The sequence below is a fragment of the Streptomyces sp. NPDC005962 genome, assembly GCF_040629205.1.
Lineage (GTDB): Bacteria > Actinomycetota > Actinomycetes > Streptomycetales > Streptomycetaceae > Streptomyces.
The window spans coordinates 15,718-41,218 of the sequence record NZ_JBEXVE010000004.1; the positions used below are offsets into that span (position 1 = coordinate 15,718).

10 protein-coding genes are annotated in these 25,501 nt (G+C 73.0%); 4 read left to right on the plus strand and 6 right to left on the minus strand.

What is annotated here, in order from left to right; translation table 11 throughout:
* Positions 1-13 precede the first annotated feature (13 nt).
* The 6 genes from ABZ370_RS08845 to ABZ370_RS08870 all read right to left on the minus strand — a co-directional run bounded on the left by ABZ370_RS08845 (position 14) and on the right by ABZ370_RS08870 (position 9,810).
* The gene (locus ABZ370_RS08845; RefSeq protein ID WP_358618388.1) at positions 14-2,260 is read right to left on the minus strand and encodes a glycoside hydrolase family 3 N-terminal domain-containing protein; all 2,247 of its coding nucleotides are present in this window, start codon (positions 2,258-2,260) and stop codon (positions 14-16) included.
* The gene (locus ABZ370_RS08850; RefSeq protein ID WP_358618390.1) at positions 2,247-3,548 is read right to left on the minus strand and encodes a glycosyl hydrolase; all 1,302 of its coding nucleotides are present in this window, start codon (positions 3,546-3,548) and stop codon (positions 2,247-2,249) included. Before ABZ370_RS08850 ends, ABZ370_RS08845 begins: the two co-directional genes overlap by 14 nt.
* A gap of 1 nt (position 3,549) precedes the next feature.
* The gene (locus ABZ370_RS08855; protein ID WP_358618795.1) at positions 3,550-4,326 is read right to left on the minus strand and encodes a carbohydrate ABC transporter permease; all 777 of its coding nucleotides are present in this window, start codon (positions 4,324-4,326) and stop codon (positions 3,550-3,552) included.
* Between the two features lie 92 nt (positions 4,327-4,418).
* Positions 4,419-5,381, minus strand: a complete 963-nt coding sequence (locus tag ABZ370_RS08860) for a sugar ABC transporter permease (RefSeq protein ID WP_358618392.1) — start codon at positions 5,379-5,381, stop codon at positions 4,419-4,421.
* Positions 5,378-6,673 (minus strand): extracellular solute-binding protein, encoded by a 1,296-nt coding sequence (locus tag ABZ370_RS08865; protein WP_358618393.1) that lies wholly within the window; start codon positions 6,671-6,673, stop codon positions 5,378-5,380. The genes ABZ370_RS08860 and ABZ370_RS08865 overlap by 4 nt, the downstream gene beginning before the upstream one ends.
* Before the next feature lie 11 nt (positions 6,674-6,684).
* The gene (locus tag ABZ370_RS08870; protein WP_358618394.1) at positions 6,685-9,810 is read right to left on the minus strand and encodes a glycoside hydrolase family 38 C-terminal domain-containing protein; all 3,126 of its coding nucleotides are present in this window, start codon (positions 9,808-9,810) and stop codon (positions 6,685-6,687) included.
* Positions 9,811-9,962: 152 nt separating this feature from the next.
* Here ABZ370_RS08870 and ABZ370_RS08875 point away from each other — a divergent pair, with 152 nt between their 5' ends.
* From ABZ370_RS08875 to ABZ370_RS08890, 4 genes are all read left to right on the plus strand, one after another.
* Positions 9,963-11,117 carry a LacI family DNA-binding transcriptional regulator gene (locus ABZ370_RS08875; RefSeq protein ID WP_358618396.1) on the plus strand — a complete coding sequence of 385 codons (1,155 nt, stop codon included), beginning with the start codon at positions 9,963-9,965 and terminating at the stop codon, positions 11,115-11,117.
* A gap of 151 nt (positions 11,118-11,268) precedes the next feature.
* On the plus strand, positions 11,269-15,273 hold the full coding sequence (locus tag ABZ370_RS08880; RefSeq protein ID WP_358618397.1) for an amino acid adenylation domain-containing protein: 4,005 nt from the start codon (positions 11,269-11,271) through the stop codon (positions 15,271-15,273).
* A complete protein-coding gene (locus ABZ370_RS08885; RefSeq protein ID WP_358618398.1) occupies positions 15,270-24,578 on the plus strand; it encodes an amino acid adenylation domain-containing protein in 9,309 nt (3,102 codons plus the stop codon). Before ABZ370_RS08880 ends, ABZ370_RS08885 begins: the two co-directional genes overlap by 4 nt.
* A 47-nt stretch (positions 24,579-24,625) precedes the next feature.
* Complete coding sequence (locus tag ABZ370_RS08890; RefSeq protein ID WP_358618399.1) at positions 24,626-25,498, plus strand: TauD/TfdA family dioxygenase; 873 nt, start codon at positions 24,626-24,628, stop codon at positions 25,496-25,498.
* The last annotated feature ends 3 nt before the right edge of the window (positions 25,499-25,501 follow it).

The following is a 25,501-nucleotide window of genomic DNA, read 5'->3' on the forward strand; positions in this document are numbered from 1 at the left end:
CATGTCCTCGCTTTCACTGGTGCGGGCGGATGGTGGCGCTCAGATCGCTCACGTACAGGTCCGTGCGGGCGCGTGCGGGCGCGCCCTCGGCGAAGCAGTGGGCGGCGGGCAGGTCCCAGGCGACGGTGACCCGGCCGCGTGGCGGGGCGGTGACCCGGCGGAAGGCGAGGAGTTCCCGTCGCCGGGGCAGTACCGCGCCGCCGGTGCGGTGGCCGAACAGGGGGACGATGACCTCGGCTTCGGCGGGGTCGGGGTTGGTGAGGCCGACTTCGATGTGTACGGATCGCCCGGCCACGTGGGCGGTGAGGTGGTCGAAGGCGACGGTCCCGTAGCGCAGGCCGAATCCGAAGGGGAACAGCACCGGGTCGGGCGCGTCCCGGTAGACGTCGGCGGCCGGGTGACGGTCGTTGTACCGCACGGGTACGGCCCCGGGGTGGCGGGGCGCGGTGAACGGCAGCAGGCCGACCGGTTCGTGGCCGCCGAGGAGCGCGGCGGTGATGGCTTCGGCGCCGTGCGGCCCGGGGTAGCCCGCCCACAGCACGGCGTCCGTGTGGTCCGTGACGGTGGTGAGTACATGTGGCCTGCCCGCGATGACCACCGCGACGACGGGGCAGCCGGTCCGCGCGCGTACGGCGGTGACCAGGTCGTCCTGGCCTCCGGGCAGCGACACGTCCGCGACGTCGACGCCCTCTCCGGCGGTCGCCACCGCGGCGGGGCCCGCGACGGCCCCGTTGTCGGCGAAGGCGTCGTCGTAGGCGCGGTGGCTCGTCCCGCCGAGGGCGAGGATCACGACGTCGGCGCCGCACAGGTCGGCCCGGGAGGGCAGGCCGGGCGGGCGCACGATCTCGGTGTGGGGCAGTGCCCGGCGCAGCGCGTGTTCCAGGGAGAGGGCCGATGCCGCCGGGAGGGGTGGCACGTAGTCGCCCAGCATCGCGGTGACGTCGTGGGCGTTGGGTCCGGCGAGCACCACCTTGGTGAGGGATTGCGGGGCCAGTGGCAGCAGATGGTCCGCGTTGTGCAGCAGGACCAGGGACTGGCGGGCCAGGCGCCGGGACAGCCGGTCCGTCGTGCGGGCGGCCAGGGTGAGCCGCTCCCGGGCGGGTACGGGATGGGCGGGTGCGGGCCGGGCCGGGCCCGTTTCCGGCAGCAGGCCCAGGCGGTGCTTGAGGGTGAGCACCCGGCGGCAGGCGGCGTCGACCAGCTCGGCCACGCGGGGGTCCCGGTCGGCGGCGGATTCCAGCAGGGCGAAGGACTCGTCCCACAGCGAGAGGTCCACACCGGCTTCGAGGGCGGCCACGGCGGCGGCCTCGGGGCTTCCGGTCATCGTGGCCAGGCGGTCCACGGCCCGGCCGTCCGCCATGACGATCCCGCCGAACCCGCACTCCTCGCGCAGGAAGCCGGTGAGCAGCTCGCGGTGGGCGCAGCAGGGCACGCCGTCGATGTCGTTGTAGGCGGCCATGAACCCGAGCGCCCCCGCCTCGACCGCTGCCCGGGCGCTCGGCAGATGGAGTTCGCGCAGGTCGCGGGGGCCGATGACGGCGGACTGGCCGTTGCGCCCGCCGACCGCCTCCCCCTGGGCCGCCAGGTGTTTGAGTACGACGGCGACGCCGCCCGTACCCGGTGCGCCCGCGCCGCCGCCCCCGTGGCCGTCCTGCATTCCGGTCACCACGGCCCGGGTGAGTTCGGCGGCCAGCAGCGGGTCCTCTCCGAAGCACTCCTCCGCCCGCCCCCAGCGCGGGTCGCGCAGCAGATCGAGCGCCGAGACCAGCGCCAGATGTACCCCGCTCGCCGCCAGTTCGGCGCCGACGGCCGCCGCCGCCTCGGTCAGCAGGGCCGTATCCCATCCGGCGGCGACGGCCAGGTTGGTGGGCAGCAGCGTTCCGCCGAGGGCCTGGTGGCCGTGGGGTGCCTCTTCCGAGAGGAGCACCCCGATACGGTGGCGGCTCGCCCGGGTCACTTCGTCCTGGACGAGCGCCGCGGCCTCGGCGCGCTCCTCGGGCCGGATGCCGTCGTGCCAGGAGCGGCCCGACCAGGCGTCGGCGCGGAACAGCCCGTACAGGGCCCCGAGGCCGCCCCAGCGGTCGACCTCGGCACGGGCCCGGTGGGTGAGCCGGAAGCCGCCCCGGGGCGCGCGTTCGACGGCCTGCCAGCCGTACAGGCGCTGGTTGAGCTGACCGGCCTTCTCTCTCGGGGTCAGCTCGGAGAGGAGTCGTTCGACAGCGGCGGGTGCGGGCGCGGGCGCGGGTTCAGTGTTCGGCATGGGTATGCGTCCTGCTCAGTACCTCGGCGTCGCTGACCGAGGTGTAGTAGGTGCGTCCGGTCGGTTCGGCGTGGATGAGGGAGGTGATGCCGCGGGCGCGCAGCGCGTCCGGGTCGGCGGCGGACGTGGAGGTGACGAGGGCGGGGCGTGCTCCGGCGCGGGCGCGTCGCATCCAGGTCTCGAACACACCGCCGCCCGGGGACAGTTCGGCGCGGGAGAGGGGGACGTCGGCGCTGTCGACCGGGACCACGACGGCTTCTCGCCGGGGCGAGGGGCGCGGCCGGTCGCGGAGCTCGGCGGCGAGTGCGGCGAAGCGCTCCCCGATCGGCTTCACCGCGCCGTCGGCGCCGATCAGGCCGAGGCTGTGTTCGAGGTCGGGGAAGTCACCGAGTCGGCGGTCCACATCGTGTGAGCACCACCAGGTGATCCCCCACAGGGCCTCGCTGTCGGCCGCCGCTCGGACCGTCTGTTCAAGGAAGTCGGGCGCCTGGTCCTCGGTGAGGTGGTTGAGCGGGGCGCCGACCTCCTGGAGCCACACCGGGCGGGCGGGGTCGGTGGCGAAGGCGCGGGACAGCTCGACGAGGTAGGCGGCGTGGTGGACGCTCTCGTGGGACATGGCGCCGTACCCCTGCGCGGTGCCGTTGAAGATCCACGAGTGGACGACGCTCATCTGGCCGTGACGGCTGGAGTGGGCCGGGACGAAGGCGTGGTCGTCGGCGTACCAGACGGCGTCGTATTCGGCGTTGAGCCGGAAGTGGCGGGGGTCGCGCGGCCCGGTGCCGTGCAGGGCGTCGAGCCAGCTGGTCACCTGGTGCGGGGTGGCGGGCATCGGGTGGGGATGCACCGCCGAGGTGAACTGGTTGACCTCGTTGCCCAGGGTCAGCCCGAGGAAGGTGGGCACGTCGTGGAGGTGCTCGTCGAACGCCTCGACCAGCCGGGCCTGGGCGGCGATGGCGTCGGGGTCGGTGAACATGCTGCGCCGGTGCCAGTCCGTCAGCCAGCTGGGCACGAAGTCGAAGCCGGACAGATGTCCCTGGAGGACATCGACACTGGCGTCCAGACCGGCGTCGCCCGCGATTTCCACGACCTCGCGGATGTCGCGCAGGGCGCGGTGGCGGATCAGGGTGCGGTTCGGCTGGACGACGGGCCACAGCGGCAGGATGCGCACATGGTCGATTCCCAGGGCCGCCAGGGCCGCCATGTCACGGCGGGTGGCGTCCCGGTCGGGGGCCAGCCAGGAGTAGAACCAGTCCTTGGACGGCGCGTAGTTGACTCCAAACCTCAGCATCTCAACCTTTCAGGCCGCCGGCTTCCAGCCCGCGGAAGAAGTGGCGCTGCAGGACGGCGAAGAACGCCACGATGGGAACCAGGGCGATGATGGTGCCTGCCGCGATGAGGCGGGGATCGTCGTAGAAGGTGCCGCGCAACCGGTTCAGGCCGACGGTGAGGGTGTAGTTCTGTTCGTCCGACAGGACGATGAGGGGCCAGAGGAAGTCGTTCCACGAGCCGACGAAGGCGAAGATGGCCACCACCGCGATCACGCCCTTGACCTGGGGAACGGAGATCCGGAGGAAGCGCTGCCAGGCGTTGGCGCCGTCGACGATGGCGGCCTCTTCCAGCTCTCCGGGGAGGTTGCGGAAGGCGTTGCGCATGAGCAGCACGTTCAGCGCCGCCACCAGGGTCGGCAGGGCGACCCCGACCAGCGTGTTCACCAGCCCGGTGGCCCTGACGGTGAGGAATTGCGCGATGAGGACGGTCTCGGACGGGACCAGCAGGGCGGCGACGCAGATCGCGGTGGCCACGCCCCGGCCGCGGAAGCGCAGTTTCCCCAGCGCGTACCCGGCGCAGGTGGCCCCGACCACATTGCCCGCCACGGCCATGGCCGCCACCGCCAGGGAGTTCAGCAGATAGCGCGGCACCGGAACACGGTCGAGCACCGTGGCGAAGTGGTCGAGCGTGGGGTGTTGGGGGATCAGCTCGGGCGGCCGTGTGTACAGCGGTTCACCGGCGCCTTTGAGGGACAGCGACAGCTGCCACACCAGCGGCCCCGCCAGGAGCACGGCCATGAGCAGGAGGATCAGATAGCGCGCCACGGAGCCCGGTGAGGCCCCGCGCCGCCGGGTGGCCGGTGCGCGCGTGGGCACGGGGCGATGAGCCATCACGAACTCCTCTTGCGCTGCAGGGCGAGTTGTACGAGCAGCAGCCCGCCGAGGATGACGAACATGAAGAGACTGATCGCGCCCGCGTACCCGGTACGCGCCTGCAGCCCGGTGCCCTCCCGCTGGATCAGCATCGTCATGGTGAGGTCGCCGCCACCCACTCCCCCGGTGCCGCCGGTGAGGACGTAGACCTCGCCGAACACGCGGAAGGCCGCCACGGAGGACAGCACGGCGATGAGGGTCATGGTGGACCGCACACCGGGGACCGTGACGGCCAGGAAGGTGCGCACCACACCGGCGCCGTCCACCGCCGCCGCGTCGTACAGGCTCTGGTCGATATTGGCCAGCGCCGCCAGGTAGATGACCATGTAGTAGCCGAGGCCGGTCCACACGGTCACGAACATGGCGCTGAAGAGCAGCAGCCATCGGTCGGTGAGGAAGGGAACGGGCTCGGCCACCATGTCGAGCGTGGAGAACAACGCGTTGACCAGGCCTCGTTTGTCGAGCATGTTCGTCCAGATCAGGCCGACGACCACGGGCGACATCACGACGGGCAGATACATGGTGGTGCGGAAGAAACCGGTGAGCCGTCCCGCGCTGCTCACCAAGGTGGCGAGGATGAGCGGGAGGATCACCATGCAGGGCACCACGCACACGGTGTAGAGCATGGAGTTCAGCAGGGCCGTGGTGAAGCGTTCGTCGGCGAACATGCGGCGGAAGTTGTCCCAGCCGACGAACTCCCCCTGCCGCAGCAGGGTCGAGTCCGTGAACGACAGGCCCAGTGTGTTCGCGAACGGCACGATGACCATCGCCACGATGACGGTCAGTCCCGGCAGCAGGAACAGCCACGGGGTCAGGCTCCAGCGGTGCGTGGCCAGGACGGTCGCCGTGCGGCGGGCCGGGCGCGCGGCTCGCTTCGCGGAGCCCTGGGAGGTCCGGCGCTGCTGGGCGGAGAGGGTCACTTGTCCGCTTTCAGGCGCTCGTTGGAGTACCGGACGGACGCGTCCAGCGCCGCCTTCACGGACTTCTTGCCCAGCAGTGCCTGGGCGATCTGCTCCCGCAGTGTGTTGCTGTCGGCCGAGCCGGAGAACGCGGGCGGCCACCACACGACCGCCTTCCGCACCTGGGCGGCGCTCTCCCGTCGCACCGTGGTGGCGGGGTCCCCGTCGTCCTTGGTGAAGTACGCGTTGTCCAGCGTCCCGGCGGACGAGGGGAAGACCGACGCCTTCTTGGCGAAGGCGAGCTGATGGGCGGAGTTCGTCACGTACGTGGCGAAGGCGGTGGCCAGGGACCGGTTCTTGCTCGCGGCGTTGACGACCAGGGACTCCAGGTACATGTTGGGGGCGCTGTCGCTGATGCGCGGGCCGATGCCCAAGTTCTTGTAGACGCCGGGCGCGGTGGCCTTCAGGTCGTCCAGCGTGTAGGAGCTGCCGGGCAGATAGGCCAGACGGCCCGCCTTGAACTCCTCCACCTCCTTGGTCTGGAGGTTGTTCAGCGCCTCTTCGTCGATGCCCTTGTCGGCGTAGAGCTTGCGGAACCGTTCGACGTACTCCACGCCCTTGGCGTCGTTGTACGTGAACTTGCTCCCGCGCGCGTCCATGAGCGGCACGCCGTACTCGCCGAAGGTCTCGATGGCGGGCATCCGGGCGATCATCATGGTGTCCGAGCACTTCTCGGCCATGGTTTCCGCCTGGTCGAACAGCTCGTCGTAGGTGGCGGGCAGCTTGCCGGGGTTCAGACCGCACTTCTTGAACAGGGACTTGTTGAAGAAGGACGGCCCGGTGTTCAGATACCACGGGTAGCCGTAGGTGCCGCCGTCCAGGCCCTCGAAGGTCATGGCCTCCCATGCCTGGTCCGCATACTTCTTCTTGGCCTTCGGATCGGCCTTGTTCACATCGAGCAGGACACCGGCCTTGGCCAGGGTGTAGGCGGACTCCGGCCCCATGTCGGCCACATCGGGGAGGGACCCGGCCGCGGCGTCGGCCGACAGCTTGTCCTGGTAGCCCTCCGCGGGCTGGTCCACCCACGTGATGTCGGTCCCCGGGTGGGCCTTCTCGAACGAGGCGATGAGCTCCTTGAAGTACGAGGTGAACTTGTCGTTCTTCAGGTTCCAGGTCTGGAAGGTGATCTTGCCGGACACCTTTCCGTCCGACGCCTCCTTCGACCCGCCGCCGCCCATGACACAGGCGGACAGCATCAGCGATCCAGCAGCGAGTCCGGCGATGAGCGCGGACCGTCTTCCCGCCGACGTCATTCGTTTTCTCCTCATCTGGGGTGTGTTCCAGGGGTGATCCGCAGGGTCGCCACCTGGAAGGGGCCGAGGTTCAGAACCGCGCCGTCGGCGGCACGGCGCGTACCGCACGGTGTCCGGGGCAGCGCCGTGGGCAGGTCGTCCTCGGGCGCGAGTGCGCGTTCCAGCAGGTCGGTCTCTTCCGCGACGGCGTCCGCGCCGAGTTCTTCGCAGGGGCGGAGCAGGGCTTTCGCCCGGCTCCCCCGCGTCTCGTAGACCCGTACGACGAGGTCGCCAGAACCGTCGTCGGCGAGTTTGATCCAGTCGACGACCGCGTGCCCTCGCAGCAGCTCGATTGCCACCAGGGGTGCCAGTGGCGGGAGCGGTGCGATATCGGGCGCGTTGAACGCGGCGGCGGCCTCGACCGTGGCGGGGATGTCCGCGCCGGGGAGCAGCGCCCAGCGGAAGTGGTGGCGGCCCGCGTCGGCGCCGGGGTCGGGGAAGCGGCTGCCCCTGAGCAGCGACAGCCGGATCACGGTGGAGTCGCGGTCGGCGCGTGCGTCGGCGCCGTACATGGTGTCGTTGAGGATGCCGAGGCCGTAGTCGCCGTCGGCCACCTGGATGTACCGGTGCATGGCGGCCTCGAACATCGCGTCCTGCGATGCGGTGTTCGTCAGGAGCGGCCGCTCGACATGGCCGTACTGCGTCTCGAAGCGTGCCGTGCCCGCCATGAGGTGGACCGGCAGAGCGACCTTGAGCAGGCGCTCGCGCTCCTGCCAGTCGATGGCGCACTCCGTCTCGAACCGGCCGGTGCCCGCCCTCAGCCACATCGTCAGCGTGACCGTCGAGGCGCCGAACCGCCGGACGACCTCGACACCGGCGTCGGGTCCGTCCTGGACCACCGTCCGGCTGGTGACATCGTCGACCACCTGGAAGTGGCGCAGGGTGTGGCGGTCCACGTCCCACGCGTCCCACCGCACCGGCTCGTCGCGGAACAGCTGCAGTACGCCCATACGCCCGCCGGGGGGCACCACCTCCCGGTCACCGCGCAGGTCGTGGAGCGAGGTGAGGTGGCCGTCGGCGTCGACGACGACCCGCAGCAGGCCGTCGTCCAGAACGGTGGCGCCCGCTTGGCCGTCGGTGACGCGGACGGGTTCCGGCTGCGTGTCGGCAGCGGGGATGAACGGCGGCAGCAGACCCGCCGTCCGGCCGTCAGCCGGAGCGCCCAGGGCCTTGGCCGCCCGGTCGATGAGCTCGCGCAGACGGGACTCGGTGGCCCGGTAGGTGTCGCGGGCCTCGCGGTGCACCCAGCTGATGGAGGTGCCCGGCAGGATGTCGTGGAACTGGTGCAGGAGCACACCGCGCCAGATCTCGTCGAGACTCTCCCGCGGATAGGGCGCGCCCCGCAGGACGGTGGCCGCCGCGCCGAGGTACTCGGCCGCCCTGAGCAGCGATTCGCAACGCCGGTTGTGCCGCTTCATGGCCACCTGGGACGTCAGGGTGCCCCGGTGCAGCTCCAGGTACAGCTCCCCGCGGTGGACGGGCGCCAGTGGCCTCGCCACCGCCTCGACCTCGCGCAGCTCCGCCTCGGCGTCCTCGAAGAACTCCGCCGGAGTACGCGACACCATGCGTGGCGCGCCTTCGATGTCGGCGAAGCGGCGCAGCCGTTCGGCCATCTCCCGGGTGGGGCCACCGCCACCGTCGCCGTAGCCGTAGGGCAGCAGCGAGTGGGAGGCGATCGCCTTGTCCTGGAAGGTGGTGACCGCGTGGCGCAGTTCGCGGGCGGTGACCTCGGCGGCGTAGGTCTCCGCGGGCGGGAAGTGCGTGAAGATCCGGGTGCCGTCGATGCCTTCCCACCAGAAGGAGTGGTGCGGGAAGACCGTGGTGTCGTTCCAGGAGATCTTCTGGGTCAGAAACCAGCGGGCCCCGGCACGGCGGGCCAGCTGCGGCAGCGCACCCGAGTAGCCGAAGGAGTCGGGCAGCCACACCTCCCGCGTCTCGATGCCGAAGCGGCTGAGAAAGTACCTTTTGCCATAGGTGAGTTGGCGCACCAGGGACTCGCCGGTGGGTATGACGCCGTCCGGCTCCACCCACATGCCGCCGACGGGCACCAGCCGCCCTCGCTCGACGTGGTGGCGCACCCGCGCGAAGAGTGCGGGGTAGTGCTCTTCGAGCCAGGCGAAGTGCTGCGCCGCCGACATGGTGTAGACGAGGTCGGGATGGGCGTCCAGCAGGGCGAGGGCGTTGGAGACGGTCCGGGCGAGTTTCCGTACCGTCTCGCGCAGCGGCCACAGCCACGCCGAGTCCATGTGCGCGTGTCCGACGGCGGTGATCCGGTGGGCGGAGGCGTGCGCGGGCGCGGCGAGCAGTGGCGCGAGGTGGGCCCGTGCCCGGCGGGCGGTGGCTTCGGCGTCCGCCTCGTCGTAGGTGTCGAGGGCACGTTCGATGCCGTAGAGCAGTCGCCAGTGCCGTGGCTCGTCCTCGGTGAGTTCGGCGGCCAGGCCGCCGAGGACGTCCAGGTCGGACATCAGGGCGTGCACCTCCGGCGCGAAGACGGCGGTCTCGGCGCGCCGTAACCGGAACTGCTCGAACGGTTCCCGCGCGCCCTTCTCCCCGTGCTCGGTGGTGACGAAGGGCGGCAGGCCCAGCAGAAGGGGGTTCGCCGCGGCCTCGACGTAGAGCACGAAGCGGCCGTCGGGGCCGAGCAGCCCGGGGCCGGTGTGCCTGTCGCCGTCCCCGTCCCCGTCCCCGAGCCGGATCGCCGTCTGGCGCGGGTGCAGCCCCTTGACGACGGTGCCGTCCGGGGTGAACACCAGCCCCTCGCAGTGGCCGCCGACGGAGTGGTCGAACCAGCCCAGGTCGAGCAGCAGGTCGATCGGTCCGGACGCCCGGGGCCCGGCCTTGCCGCTGACGCGGAACCAGGTCGTGGACCACGCCGGTCCCCAGGCGTCGCCCAGGGCGAAGGGACGGTAGTCGGGGCGGCCGACCTCGGGATCGGCCGTCAGCCCGAGCGCGTGGCGAGAGCTCACCGGCTCGCCGTCGCCGCCGACCGGCCACGCCTCGATCTCGACATCCCCGAGGTGGCTGTGGACCCGGGGAAGGATGCGTTCCCTGCGTACGCGGTCAAGCCGCTCGAGCGTCCTGCCGAAGTGCTGATGCATACGTGGTCCCCACCGCAGAGGAGGAGCAACAGGCTTGCTTATACGTTTTAGTAGAATCGAGTCGGCGGCAGATTAATACGTTTCAGTTCGGCAGCCACCGCGACGGATCATCACGTTTGCGTAAAGTCGACGGGGGTCACGAGGGAGGGGCGATGCCACCGAAGAACCATGCCTCGTCAGGAGCGGGGACGGACCCGGACTCCCCCGGCGGCCCGCGCGGCGCACCCGGTCGCCCCCGTGCGGACGCGTCGCCGCCCCGGCTGCGCAGCACCGACATCGCGCGGCTCGCGGGCGTCTCCGTGGCGGCGGTGTCCATCGCGGTCAACGGGCGCCCCGGGCTGAGCGACGCGACCCGCAAGCGCATCCTCGATGTCGCCGATGAGCTCAACTGGCGCCCCCACCTGGCGGCCCGGGCGCTCAAGGGCGCGGCCAACGACGTGGTCGGCATCGTCATCGCCCGTCCCGCGCGCACACTCGGCGTCGAGCCGTTCTTCGCCCAGTTCCTCTCCGGCCTCCAGTCCTGCCTGTCCAACCGGGGCATCGCCACACAGTTACTCATCGTCGAGGACACCGAGACCCAGCTGACGGTCTATCGGCGCTGGGCGGCCGAGAACCGGGTCGACGGCCTCGTCCTGCTCGACCTCGCGGTCGACGACACCCGGCCACCGCTCGTCGCCTCTCTGGGCATCCCCGCGGTGGTGCTGGGCAGCCATGGGAACCCCATGGAGCTGACCAGCGTCTGGGTGGACGACCACGCCGCGACGGTCAGCATCCTGCGCCATCTGGTCGCCCTCGGACACCGCCGCATCGGCCACGTCAGCGGCACGGTGGCCTACCAGCACACCCAGCGCCGCCTGCGGGCCATCGACGACGTGCGCGAGTCCACCGGCATCGACGTGACGTCCGTCGCCACCGATTACTCCGACGCCCAGGGCGCGTCGGCCACCCGCCGTCTGCTCGAAGCCAGCCCCCGCCACACGGCCCTCGTGTACGACAACGACGTCATGGCGGTCGCCGGACTCGGCGTGGCCACCGAGATGGGCATCCCCGTTCCCGGCGAGGTCTCCGTGGTGTCCTTCGACGACTCCGTCCTCACCACCATGGCGCACCCCTCGCTCACCGCGCTCACCCGCGACACCTTCGCCCTGGGCACGCTCACGGCCACCGAGCTGCTCCGCGTCATGGCAGAACGCCCCGCGCCCCGCGCCGTGCAGGCCCCGACTCCGCGGCTCGTCGTACGGCAGAGCACCGCCCCTCCCGCCGGGGGCCGATCCGCGGGCCCCTGCGAGTTCCCCGAAATTCCCTAGACCTGCCCGGAATTCCCCTGGACTTTCCGGAGCCATTACCACCGGTTGCGTTCCGGGCGGCCATTGACATGGTCATCCTGCTGTCGAAAAATCTTCCCGACCGCTTGGCGATCTCCCTTCCATGGCATGAGTGAAAGGTCTGCTCTTGTCGATGACATCGTTGTCCGACCCCGCCTCTTCAGCCGACGCGACCGCGGAACCGGGGCCGGACGGCCGACCGCCGCTCTCTTTCGGCCAGCGCCGGCTGTGGGCGCTGTCCCAGCGTGAGGGTGCCAGTGCCGCGTACAACGAGCCCATGGCGTTCCGGCTGCGCGGGCCGCTGGACCGGGCCGTGCTGGCCCGGGCGCTGGACGCCCTGACGGCCCGGCACGAGGCGCTGCGCACCCGGCTGGTGCCGTACGAGGGCGACGCGTACCAGCAGGTCGACCCGGCGGACACCGGCTTCGCCCTGGCGGTGGACGACCTGACGGGCTGCCCGGATGCCGAGGACCGGCTCGCCGAGGTGCTGCGCCGGGAGACCGCCGTCCCGTTCGCCATGGCCGCCGAACCGCTGGCCCGAGGGCGGCTGGTGGTGCTCGGCCCGGACCACCACGTGATCGTGCTGACCGTGCACCACGCGATGTTCGACGGCTGGTCCCGCAGCATGATGCTGCGCGAGACCGGCGCGCTCTACGCCGCCCTGCTGCGCGGCGAGCCGGACCCGCTGCCGCCCGTACGGTGGCAGTACACCGACTTCACCCGCCGCCAGCGGCAGTGGATGGCGGGCGGCGAGCCCGCCGCGCAGGAGGAGTACTGGGCCGGGAAGCTGGCCGGGGTGCCACCGCTGCTGGAGCTGCCGACCGACCGGCCGCGCCCGGCCGAGCAGGACCACTCCGGTGACCGGGTGCACCTGGAGATCGGCCCCGAGCTGACCTCGGCGCTCAAGGCGGTCACCGAGGAACACGAGGGGTCGCTCTTCTCCACGCTGCTCACCGGCTGGTCGATCGTGCTGTCCCGGCTGTCCGGACAGCGGGACCTGGTGGTGGGCACCCCCACCGCCAATCGCCGCCGCGGCGAGGTCGGCGGCGTCATGGGTTTCGTCGTCAACACCCTTGCCCTGCGCGTGGAGCTGGCGGACGCGCCGACCGGCTCGGAGTTGCTGCGGCGGGTGCGGGCCACGGTCCGGGCCGGGGTGAAGAACACCGACCTGCCCTTCGAGCGGGTCGTGGAGCTGGTCAACCCGCTGCGCAGCGCCGCGCACACCCCGCTGTTCCAGACCATGCTCGCCTGGGTTCCGCCCATGGAGGACGTGATGGAGCTGCCGGGGGTGACGGTACGGCTGCTGCCGATGCCGTACGCCCCGGCCAAGTTCGACCTGGTCCTCGGGGCGGAGGAGGCGGACGGGCGGATCGTCGGCGATCTGGACTACGCCACCGCGCTGTTCGACCGGGAGACCGTCGAACGCCATCTGCGCTACCTGGTCCGGGTACTGGAGCAGCTGGCCCGCGAGCCCGGGCGGCCCGTCACCGAGTACACGCTGCTGGACGAGGCGGAGACCGCCGAGCTGCTGGCCGACTGGGACGCCACCGGTGCCCCGGGAGTTCTCTCCGGCGAACCGGGCGGGCTGGTCGAACGGTTCGAGGCCCGCGTACGGTCCGCCCCGGCGGCCACCGCTGTGGTGGCGGACGGCCGCCGCCTGACCTACGCCGACCTCGACCGGCGGGCCAACCGGCTGGCGCACGCCCTCATCGCCCGTGGGGTGCGCCCGGACCAGGTGGTCGCGCTGCACACGGGCCGGTCGGCCGAGCTGGTGGCCGGTGTGCTCGGCATCCTCAAGGCCGGTGCCGGGTGGCTGCCCCTCGACCCGGGCCAGCCTGCCGAGCGGCTGGCCGCGATGGTGTCCGGCGCACGGCCCGCCCTGGTCCTCACCGACCGGCGGGGCGCGCCGGAGTCGTGGCATCCGTTGACGGCCGTCGAGGCCGAGGGCGAGCGGGACGACGCGCCGGGCGTCAGCGTCCCGCCCTCGCATCTGGCGTACGTGATCTACACCTCCGGCTCCACCGGCCGCCCCAAGGGTGTCGCGGTGACCCGTGGCAATGTGCTGGCCCTCTTCGACCAGTGGCTGGCCCGGTTCGGCACCACCCCGGGCGAGGCGGCCTCGGCCTGGTCCAGCATCGGGTTCGACGCCTCGGTGCACGAGCTGCTGCTGCCCCTCACCACGGGCGCCGAAGTGCACCTCGTACCCGAGGAGTTGCGTGGCGACCCGGCGGCGCTGATGGACTGGCTGCGCGAACACCGGGTGGTGCAGGCATTCCTGCCACCGGCCTACATACGGTGGATCGACGAGGACCCGGAAGGGCGGCTGGCCGGGCTGGCGCTGCGCCAGGTGCTGACCGGGGTGGAGTCGCTGCCCGAGGCGGCACTGCACCGGATGGCGTCGGCCCTGCCCGGGCTGCGGATCTGCTTCGGCTACGGGCCGACCGAGACCACGCTGTACAGCACCGCCTACACCGACCCGGGGCCGGTGGACCGGCCGTGCCCGATCGGCCGCCCGCTGCCCGGCACCCGGCTCTATCTGCTGGACGAACGGATGCGGCCGGTACCGCCCGGTGTGGTGGGCGAGGTGTACATCGGCGGGGCGAGCGTGGCCCGCGGATATCTCAACCAGCCGGAGCTGACCGCCGAGCGGTTCCGGGACGACCCGTTCGTACCCGGCGGCCGGATCTACCGCACCGGCGATCTGGCCCGCCGCTTGCCGGACGGCAACGCCGAATACGCCGGCCGCCACGACGACCAGGTCAAGCTGCGCGGATTCCGCATCGAGCCGGGCGAGGTGGAGGCGGCGCTGCTGGCGCTGCCGGGGGTGCGGGAGGCCGCCGTACTGGTCGACCGCGACCCGGGCGGCGAACCACGGCTGGTGGCGGGCATCGGGCGGGGCGGGGCGCCGTCCCGGCAACCGCACGAGTGGCGGGCGGCGCTGGCCGACCGGCTGCCGGACTACATGATCCCCGCGGTCTTCGTGGAGCTGCCCGGCCTGCCGCTGGGCCGCAGTGGCAAGCTGGACCGGGCCGCCCTGCTGGAGCGGGCGCGGGCCGCACTGCCCGCGCAGGTCAACACCGCGACCCCGCGCGACCGGGTGGAGATGGCGCTGCACCGGATCTGGTCCCGGCTGCTGCTCCACCCCGGAATCGGCATATCGGACAACTTCTTCGACGTCGGCGGCACCTCCATATCGGCCATCAAGATGGCCCACGCGATCGGCGAGGAATTCGGCGAGACGCCGCAGATCCGCGAGGTGATCCTGCATCCGACCATCGAGGGGCTCGCCGAACGGCTGCGCCGGGGCGCCACCGGACCGACGGATGCGAAACCGGGGGCGACGCCGGGTACGAAACCGGGGGCGAACCTGATCGAGTTCCGGGCCGGGGCCGGGCGGCAGCGGCTGGTGTGCGTCCATCCGGCCGGGGGCACCGCCTTCTGCTATCTGCCACTGGCGGGCACGCTCCCCGAGGACATCGGAGTCCAGGGCATCCAGGCCCCGGGCATCGACCCGGGTGAGGAGCGGCTTCCCACGGTCGAGGCGATGGCGCGGGCGTACCTGGAGATGATCGACGTCCGCCCGGACGAGTCGCTGGTGCTGTGCGGGCTGTCCTATGGCGGCCTGATCGCGCATGAGATGGGCCGTCGGCTGGCGCTGACCGGCCACTCCCGGCTGAGCGTGGTACTGCTCGACACCCAGGCCACCGACGACCCGGCCGAGCGGGCCGCGATCCAGCCGGTGGCGTACGAGGAGTTCGCCGACAAGCTGGTGCGGTTCAACGGCATGTACCCGGGCATCGAAGCCGACCAGCTCACCCGGTACTTCGAGACCTACAACCACAGCCGGATGACGGCCCGCGACCACCACCCGGGGCCGACCACCGCCGCGCTGACCCTGATCGAGGCCGCCGCGGACGGTCCGGACCTCTCGGGCCCGCATCCGACCCGCGAGTTCTGGCGGCGGCGGGCCGGTGCCGGGCTCGCGGTGGTGCCGCTCGACTGCGGCCACTGGGACCTGCTGGAGGGGGCACAGGTCTCGGCGGTGGCCGGAGTGGTCGTCACCGAACTGGCCCGGCTGGACGCCGTGGAGCCGACCCGCCAGTTCGTACCGTCGTCCGTGGCGCCGGAGCGCTCATGACGACCTTGAGCGACGGCCCGGCCACGGTGGCCACCGGTCTGGCCCACGGCGTCCACCTCCAGGCACGACTCACCCCCGACGCGATCGCGCTGGTGGACCGGGACCGCCGGTTCGGTTACGCGGCGCTGGACGGAGCGGGCGCGCGGGTGGCCGAGGCGCTGCGCGGCCACGGGGTGCGCCCCGGCGACGCGGTCGCGGTCGGCCTGCCACGCTCCTGGCAGCTGGTCGTGGTGGTGCTCGGCGCGCTGCGGCTGGGCGCCCGGGTGGTGCCGCTGGACACGCAGAGCCCGCCGGAGCGGCAGGCGCACATCCTGACCGACTCGGACAGCGTCGTGCTGGTGCATGGCGCCACGGCGCCGGAGGGCCTCCCGGCCCCGGTGCGTCCGCTCCCGGCGGCGCGGCTGCTGGACGCCGTCACGGACGATGCGACATCGGTCGACGGATTCGCCGTGACGGACGATGCGACATCGGTCGGCGGGTTCGCCGCAGCGGACGGTGCCGCATCAGCCGACGGGTTCCCGGAGCGGCCCGCCGGGCTGGTCCTCTACACCTCCGGCACCACCGGCCGCCCCAAGGGGGTGGAGCTGCCGGAGGCCGGTGTCCTGCGGCTGGCCCTCCCCGGCTGGCTGCGGCGGGAGCCGGGAGCACGGTTCGCCTGCCTGTCCAACCCGGCCTTCGACGCGATCAACTTCGAGATGTGGACACCGCTGCTGACCGGCGGCTGCTGCGTGGTGCTGCGGGACGAGGACGTGCAGTCGCCGCACCGGCTCGCCGCCGCGCTGCTGCGCGAGCGCATCGACACACTGTTCATCACCACCGCGCTCTTCCAGGCCGTGGTGGACACCGTGCCCTCCTGTTTCGCCGGTGCCCGGCAGGTGCTGGTCGGCGGCGAGCAGCTCAACGCGGCCGTGGTGCGGCGCTGGTACGGACACAACGCGGGCGCCGCCACGGTGCTGCACAACATCTACGGCCCCACCGAGGTGTGCACCTTCTCGCTGGTCCACCCGATCCCCCGCGACTTCGACGCGGACGCGGTGCCGATCGGCCGTCCACTGCCGGACACCGGGGCGCTGCTGGTGGTACCGGGCTCCGACCGCGTCGCCGAGCCGGGCGAGACGGCCGAGCTGCTGCTGTCCGGGCCGGGCGTGGCCACCGGCTACCGTAACCTGCCGGAGGAGACCGCCCGGCGGTTCGTCCGGTTGCCCTGGTACGACGGCGGCCGGGAGCGCCACTACCGCACCGGTGACCTGGTGCGGGCCGACGCCGACGGCGTGATCAGCTATCTGGGCCGGGCGGACCGGCAGGTGAAGGTGCGCGGCTTCCGGATCGAACCGGCGGAAGTGGAACGGCGGATCGCGGCGCACCCGGCGGTCCGGCAGGCGTACGTCTGCACCCGGGAGCATCCGGAGACCGCCGGACACGAACTGCTGGCCTACCTGGTGGCCGGGCCGGAGCTGGACTTCGAGGAGTTCGACCGGCATCTGACGTCCGCCGTACCGGCCTATATGCGGCCGCACCGGATGTACCGGGTGGACGCACTGCCGCTGACGGGCAACGGCAAGGTGGACCGGGCCGCGCTGTTACGCCGCCCGGACCGCCCGTGGCAGCGCTCCGCCGACACCGACGCGGGCCCGGCCGCCGTGGTCACCGCCCGGCAGCGGGAGGTGCTGGAGCTGGCCGAGGCGGTGCTCGGCACCTCGGGGCTGCGCCCCGCCGACCGGTGGATCTCCAGCGGGGGCGATTCGCTGCGGGCGCTGCGGCTCCGGTTCGAGATCCGCCGCCGCTGGGGGTGCGAACTGGGCCAGGCGGAGGTGCTGCACGCCGATTTCGCCGCCATCGCCGAGGCGGTCGACCGGTGGGCCGGTTCGGGCGCCGGCCCGCGCTACCCGGTGCCGCCCCCGCCGTCCGGCGCCGTCCGTGGTCCGGCCACCAGCGAGCAGCAGCGGCTATGGCTGCACCATCAGCGCTTCCCCGGCTCCCTTGGCTACACGGTCGGCCAGGCGCTCCGGCTGGACGGCCCGGTGGACGCGGCCGCGCTGCGCCAGGCCCTGTGCGCCCTGGTGGCCCGGCATCCGGCGCTGCGTACCGGGTTCGAGGCGTCGCCGGACGGTCTGCTGCAGGTGGTGGGCGCGCCGTACGACCCGTGGACCGAGCCGGAGGCCACGGCGCTCGCCGGTGAGGAGGACGAACGGGCTGAGGAAGCCGCATCCGTCTTCGCCGAACCGCACGATCTGGCGCGTCCGCGGATGCTGGACGTCTGCTGGCTGCCACGCGGAAGCGGATCGGCCCAGGGCGGCGGCACGCTGCTGCTGCGGCTGCACCACATCGCGGTGGACGGCTGGTCGCTGACCGTGCTCTTCCGCGACCTGTCGGCCTGTTACGCCCAGGCGCTGAACGCCCCGGACACCGCCCTGCCGGAGGTCTCCACGGCCCCCACCCCGCTGGACCACGCGGCCTGGCAGGCCGACTGGTTCGCCGGGGCCGGGTACGAGGCGCTCCGCGCCGGGCTGCGCGAGCGGTGGACCGCCCGGGAGGAGCCGGACGAACCGCTGCTGCCGGTCCGCGACCGGCCGTACCCCGAGGGACGGCTACTGCACACCGCACTGGACCCGGACCACCGTGCCGCGATGGACCGGCTCTGCGGCGAACTGGAGCTGAGCCGCTTCGAGTTGCTGCTCGGGGTGTTCGCCTGGAGCCTGTACGCGGTCACCGGCCGGACCCGGCCGCGGATCGCCACGCCGGTCACGGGCCGTCCTGTGCGGGAGTTCGAGTCGAGTGTCGGGATGTTCGCCAACACCGTGCCGCTGCCCGTGGCGGTCGCGCCGCGCGGCGAGCTGCGCGCCGAACTGCTGCGGCTGGGCGCGGCGGTACGCGAAACCCTGGAGTGGCAGGACGTGTCGCTCGCCGATGTGCTGGACGACCGTGGCCACCCGGCCGGGCGCACCCCATTCGACGTGCTGTTCGTGCTGGAGAACACCGACTTCGGCGCGCTGGAGCTGCCCGGGGTCACCGCCCGGCCGGTGTGGCGGGCACCGGCCGAGGCCAAGGTGCCGCTGACCGTCTCGCTGGTGGAACACCCGGACGGCTTCGACTGCCTGTGGGAGTACGCGGCCGACCACTTCACGGCTGACGGAATCGAGGCCATGGACCGGCTGTTCCGGACCGGCCTGGACCTCCTCGCCACCGGCCGGTCCGCTACGCCCGCCGAGTTGGCGGGCCCGTACCGGCGCGGGCTGCCGGAGTTCGGGCGCGGTGCCGAGCCGTCCGGCGGCTGGACCACGGTGGCCGAGGGCTTCGCCGCCCAGGTCGCCCGGACCCCGGACGCACCTGCCCTGATGACCGCGGACGGCCCGGTCGGCTACGCACGGCTGGACCGGTGGACGGCGGCGCTCGCCGGGGAACTGCGGGCCGCGCACGCCCCGGCGGCCGACGGCGAGCGGCAGCGGCATGTGGCGCTGTACATGGAGCCGTCGGCGGAGCACGTGGTGGCGCTGCTGGCGCTCGCCCGGCTCAACTGGACCGCGGTGCCGCTCGACCCGGCCTACCCGGCCGGGCTGCTACGGCAGATCCTGCGCCAGGTCGACCCGGTGTGCGTGCTCCTCGCACCGGACGGCGGGGCACCGGGCGGCGGGGCGGCGCTCGACGGGGCATTCGACGAGGTCGACCCGGGCGGCACCGTACGCCGGACCGTCACCCTGACGGAGGGCGAGCCGCCCGCCGTACCACCACTGCCGCCGCACACCGGCCGTCCGCTGTACACGCTCTTCACCTCCGGCTCCACCGGGACGCCCAAGGGTGTCCAGGTCTTCGACCGCACGCTGGCCAATCTGCTGCACTGGCAGGCGGCCGAGGGCGGTCTCGGCGCACCGGCCGTGACCCAGCAGTTCTCCATGCTGTCGTTCGACGTCTCGTTCCAGGAGATCTTCACCACCCTGTGCGGTGGCGGCTGTCTGCACCTGATACGCCCCGGCCTGCGGCAGGACGTCCCGGCGCTGCTCGACCAGCTGGAGTCGGCCGGTGTGGAGCGCGTCTTCATGCCGTACGTGGCGCTGCAACTGCTCGCCGAACACGCCGTCCACCTGGGCCGCTATCCGTCCCGGCTGCGCGAGGTGGTCACCGCGGGCGAGCAGCTGGTGTGCACCGGCGCCATCCGCCGCTGGTTCGCCGGTCTGCCCGGGGCCCGGTTGTTCAACCACTACGGGCCGACCGAGACCCACGTGGTCAGCGCCCTGTGCCTGGAGGGCGATCCGGCGCACTGGCCGGAGCGCCCGGCCATCGGCGGCCCGGTGGCCGGGGCCGTGCTGCGGGTGGTGGACACAGGCGGCGAGCCGCTGCCCCCGGGGTGCGTCGGCGACCTGCTGATCGGCGGCACCATGGTGTCCCGCTGCTATCTGGGCGACGGCACACTCAACCGGGAGCGTTTCACCGAACTTCCTGGTACGCAGGGCCTGTTCTACCGCAGCGGCGACCGGGCCGCCTTCGGCCACGACGGGCTGCTGCACCACCACGGCCGGGACGACCAGCAGATCAAGGTGAGCGGCCACCGGCTGGAGCTGGGCCAGGTGGAGGCGGCGCTGCTGCGCCATCCGAAGGTGGTCGGCGCGGTGGTGGTCGCGGAGGGCGGCGGGCTGACCGCCTGCCTGGAGTGCCGCGATGACGCCCCTTCGGCCCGGGAGCTGGACGGCCACCTGGTGCCGCTGCTCCCGCCGCACGTACGGATCGACCGGTTCCGTCGTCTGGGGTCGCTGCCGCGCACCCCGAGCGGCAAGCTGGACCGCCGGGCGGCGCCGCGCGCTCCGGGCGAGGAGTTGCGGCGCGGCGCGGCCGACGGGCAGCGGCTCTCGGAGCGGGAGGCCGAGCTGTCCGCGGTGTTCGAGACCGTGACCGGTGTGCCCATCGGCCCGGATCAGACGTTCTTCGAAGCCGGTGCGTCCAGCCTGGGGCTGATGCGTTTCCATCTGCGGTGCACCACCGCGCTCGGGCTGCGGTTCGAGATCGCGGACCTCTTCGAGCATGTGACGGTACGCGCGCTGGCCCGCTTCCTGGACGGCACCGGGCCAGTGGTGCGATCGGCCGAGGTGGCGGGCCCGGCCCAGGTATCGGGCCAGGAGCCGATCGCCGTGGTCGGGATGGCGGTGCGGGTGGCGGGCGCACCGGACCTGCGGGCCTTCTGGGAGCTGGTCCGCGGCGGCGGCCGGGGCATCGAGTACTTCGACGCCCCGGACGGGCTGGTGGGGGCGCGCAGCCAGATGGACGGGCTGCTCGACTTCGACCCGGACCACTTCGGCATCAGCCGCCAGGAGGCCCGGCTGATGGACCCACAGCAGCGGCACACGCTGATGACCTGCGTCGAAGCGCTGGCGCACGCCGGTATCGCCGACACCTCGGCGCTGCGTGTCGGGCTGGTGGCCGGTGCGGGCGAGAACACCTACCTCCCGTCCCTGCTGCGGCGGACCGGCCCGGACCGGCTGCCGGACGGGTTCCAGCTCGCGCTGCACCACGAGAAGGACTTCCTGGCCACCAAGGCCGCGTACCACCTCGGTCTGACCGGTCCCGCGTTCACCGTCCAGGCGGCGTGCGCCACTTCGCTCTTCGCGGTGCACCTGGCCGCCGGGCTGCTGCGGCAGGGCGACGCCGATGTGATGCTGGCGGGCGGGGTGCTGGTGGACACCGGGCTGAGCGACGGCTACCGCTACAAGCCGCAGCACATCTACTCGGTGGACGGCCACTGCCGCCCGTTCAGCGACGACGCCACCGGCACCGTCGGCTCCAGCGGGGTCGGCATGCTCGTCCTCAAGCCGCTGCGGCTGGCCCGCGAGGCCGGGGACACGGTGTACGCGCTGATCACCGGGTCGGCGGTGAACAACGACGGTTCGGACAAGCTCGGTTACAGCGCCCCCTCGCTCGCGGGCCAGCGCGAGGTGATCCGTACCGCGCTGCGCCGCAGCGGGCGCACCGGCGCCGACCTCGGCTACGTCGAGGCGCACGGCACCGGCACCCGGCTCGGCGATCCGGTCGAAGTCGGCGCGCTGCGCCAGGCGTTCGAGGTGGCGGAGTCCGGCCGTACCGCGCTCAGCTCGGTCAAGAGCCAGATCGGCCACCTGGGCGCGGCGGCCGGGGTGGTCGGGCTGGTCCGGGCGGCGCTGTCCGTCCACCATGGCCTGATCCCGCCCACGCTGGACTTCCGCGCCCTCAACCCGCAGCTCGGCCCCGACCCGACGCCGTTCTACGTACCCTCCGAGGCACTGCCCTGGCCCGCCGACCGGCCTCGGGTGGCGGCGGTCAGCAGCTTCGGCATCGGGGGCGCCAACGCACACGCCGTACTCGAAGCGGGCGAACCGGGGCGGCCGGTCGGCGCGCCGCCGCCCTGTCTGCTGCTCTCCGCCTCCAGCGAGGCGGCGCTGCGCACCGACGCGGACCGGATCGCCGCCTACCTCGCGGAGCGCCCGGAGGCGTATCCGGCGGTGCTGCGGCATCTCCAGGCGGGCCGTCCGATCCGCCGCTGGCGGATGGCGGCGGTCTGTCCGGACCCGGCCTCGGCGGTGCGGTGGCTGCGGACCGCCACCGGCACGGAGGCCGAGCCGGGTGCCGGGCCGGGTGCCGGGCCGGTCCCGGTGGCGGACCGCGACGCGCCGCGGCTGGTCGCCGACTGGCTGGCCGGGCAGCGGATCGGCTGGCGAAAAGGCCCGGCGCAGGCGCCATGGGACTTCCCTCCGCCGTCCTTCGCGCGGGCGGAGTACGACATCGAACGGGCGGCGGAGGAGCCGCCCCCGAGCGGTGCCGCCTGGCCCGCCCGCCTGCCCGAGGAACAGTGGCTGCGTCAGCCGCACTGGGTGCGGTTCCGCCGGGCGGGCGCCACCGGCCCGGCGGCCGTCTCCCGCCCGCTGGTCCTGGTCACGGACGGCCCGGCCGACCCGGAGGAGGTACGGGCGCTGCACTCGGTCCGCCCCCGAGTGGTGCGGGTGGCCGCCGGGGGCGGGTTCGCCCGGCTCGACGACGACGCGTACCTGGTGGACCCGGCCGACCCGGTCTCGCTGGGCGCCCTGCTGGACGCGCTGGGCGACTTGGGCGCCGTGGACTGGCTGCACGCGCTGCCGCTGGGCGTGACCGGCCCGGTCGACGCCGACCGGCTGGACCGGGCCCGCCGGGCCTGCCTGGACGCTCCGGCCGCGCTGGTCCGGGCGGCGGCCGGGCGGACCGGTCTCACGCTGCGCCCGGTGTGGCTGTCGTACCGGGCCCGGCCGGTGGACGGACCCGTGGACCGGCCCGAGCTGGCGCTGCTGGCCGGGGTCACGGAGGTGGCGTCGCAGGAGGGCGCCGCCGCCGGGCACTGGGTCGACCTCCCGGCCGCCGCGCCGACCGGCTGGGCGACGGCTCTGGCGGCGCTGCTGGCCACCGACGAGCGGCTCCCGGCGCATCTGGCGCTGCGTCACGGCTACTGGTGGCGGCAGGACACGGCGCCGGTACCGGAGCCCGCCGACCACCCCGTGGTGCCGGACGGGGCGGATACGGTCCACTTGGTGCTGGGCGGCACCGGCGGCATCGGCGCCACCGTCGCGGGCTGGCTGCTGGAGCGGACCGCCGGGCAGGTGCTGCTGCTGGCCCGGCGGCCGGAGCTGCCGGACGCGCTGCTGCCGTGGGCCGACCGGATCGAGCTGGTCGAGGCCGACCTCACCACCGGCTCCCCGGAGCGGCTCGCCGGGCTCGTCGCCGACCGCACCGGGCGGCTGGACACCGTCGTGCACGCGGCGGGCACCGGAGCGGGCGGGCTGATCGCACGCCGGGACCCCGCCGTGGCACGTGCCGGTTCGCTCGCCAAGCTGCACGGCGCGCTGCTGGTGGAGCGGCTGATCGAGCGGTTCCGGCCGCAAGGGGCCGTCTACTGCTCCTCCATGGCCGGGACGCTGGGCGGGGTCGGTCAGCTCGACTACGCGGCGGCGGCCGGAGTGCTGGACGCCTTCGCCCACCACGAGCCGTCCCCGCCGGACGGCGGCGCCACTCCGGTCGGCAGGACGACGCTCCGGCTGGCCATCGGCTGGGACGTGTGGCGGGAGGCCGGGATGGCGCTGCGGGCACCGGCCTCGGACGTACGCCACCAGGCCCATCTGGCGGTCGGGCTGACGGTGGAGGAGGGCCGTCGGACCCTCGCCCGGGCGCTGGCCGCGCAGCTGCCACAGGTGCTGGTCTCCACCACCGAACTGACGGCCTCCCGCGCCTTCTACGCCGGACCCGCGCCCGCACCGGACGCCGAACCCGCCCGGTGCGTCGACGAACCGGCCGAGCTGCTGGGCGACTGGCTGTGCGAATGGCTGGGGCTGGACACCCTCGACCCGGACGTCTCGCTCTACGACCTGGGCGCCGACTCGCTGACCCTGCTGGACCTCATCGGCGAGATGAAGCGCCACTTCGACGTGGAACTCGATCTGGCCGCGCTGAGTCACCAGGTCTCGCTGACCGAAGTGCTGACCCTGCTGGACCGGGCCCGCGCCACGGCGTCCGCCTCCACGGCGTCCGCCTCCACGGACACCGCCGGGGCGGGCGAGGACGTCACACTCGACGTGTGGCAGCAGGGCACCGGAGGGGAGGTGCTGTGCCTGGTGCACCCCGTCGGCGGGGACATCCAGGCGTACCGCGCGCTGGTCGCGGGCCTCGATCCGCGGCTGACCGTGGCGTTGATCGCCGACCCGGCGCTGCGCCGGTCCGGCGCCCCGGAGTGGACCCTCACCGAGCGGGCCCGCCACTACCACGCAGCGCTGGAGGCGCGTTTCCCCGCCGCCGACTGGCACCGGCAGCTGGCCGGATGGTCGTTCGGCGCGTGGGTGGCCGTCGGCATGGCCGCCGAAGCGGAGGCGGCCGGGCGGCCCGTGGACGCGCTCCACCTGCTCGACCCGCCACCGCCCGGCTCCGGCCCGCTCTACCGGACGTACGGCGAGGACGAGTTGCGGACCCTCTTCGCACACGAGCTGGGCCTCGGCAGCAGTGGCCGGGACGGCGAGGCGGCCCGGGAGTACGCCGAACGGCTCACCCGGCGCTGTCTGGCCAACCTCCGGGCCATGGCCGAACACCGGCTGCCGCTGCTGGCCACCACCCCGGCCCGGGTGTGGCTGGCCCGGCTCCCGGTGGAGGGCCTCCCATCGCTGGGCTCGCCCGCGGAGCAGCGCGAGCGGTGGCGGGCCCATCTGACCGCGCCGGGCGACTGGCACGAACGGGAAACCACCCACTACGGCCTGGTCCGCCCGCCCCATGTGGCGGCGGTGGCGGAAGCGGTCAACGCCGTCCACCGCGAGGTGGCCGGTCCGCACTGACGGAACCGGCCGCCACCCACCATTCGCCGTACCCAGCAGGGAGAGCCATGGAAGCGTACGAACTCGACGCCATCAAGCGGATCACCACCCGGCCACGGGCCGAGTACCGGACCATCGAGGTGGCGCCGATCACCCCGGTCATCGGGGCCGAGGTCTCCGGCCTGGACCTCGCCCGGGAGCTGACCGGGGAACAGCTCGCCGAGGTCCGCCGCGCCTTCCTCGACCACCATGTGCTGGTCTTCCGCCACCAGGACATCGGCGACGACGACCACAAGCGGTTCGCCGGACACTTCGGCGAGCTGCGCCCGGTCAACCCGCCGCCGCCGGAGGGCGACCCGTATGTGCTGGAGATCCGCACCGGCGCCCAGGCGAGCAACGTGGCGGGCAACGGCTGGCACGCCGACGGCACCGCGGACCCGGAGCCGTCGCTCGGCTCGATGCTGCACATCACGCGGATGCCGGAGCCGCACTGCGGCGGCGACACGTTGTTCGCCAATATGCACTTGGCCTACGACATGCTCTCGCCCACGCTGCGCGGAATGCTGGACGGGCTGACCGCGGTGCACGACGGCGGGCTGTCGCTCAAGGGGTACACCCTGCCGCCGGACTACGTGGTGCCGAAGTCCGAACACCCGCTGGTGGTCCGGCACCCGGAGACCGACCGCCGGGTCCTCTACGTCAACCCCGCCTACACCGACCGCATCCCGCAGCTGTCGGCCGACGAGAGCCGGGCGGTGCTGGACCTGCTCTTCAAGGTGGTCGCGGAACGCCCGCCGCTCTTCTGCCGGGTGCGCTGGGAACCGAACACGCTGGTGTTCTGGGACAACCGCTGCGTCCAGCACCACGCGGTCTACGACTACTACCCGCACACCCGCTACGGCCGCCGGGTGGCGATCAACGGCGGCCCGCTGAAAGGCTGAGCC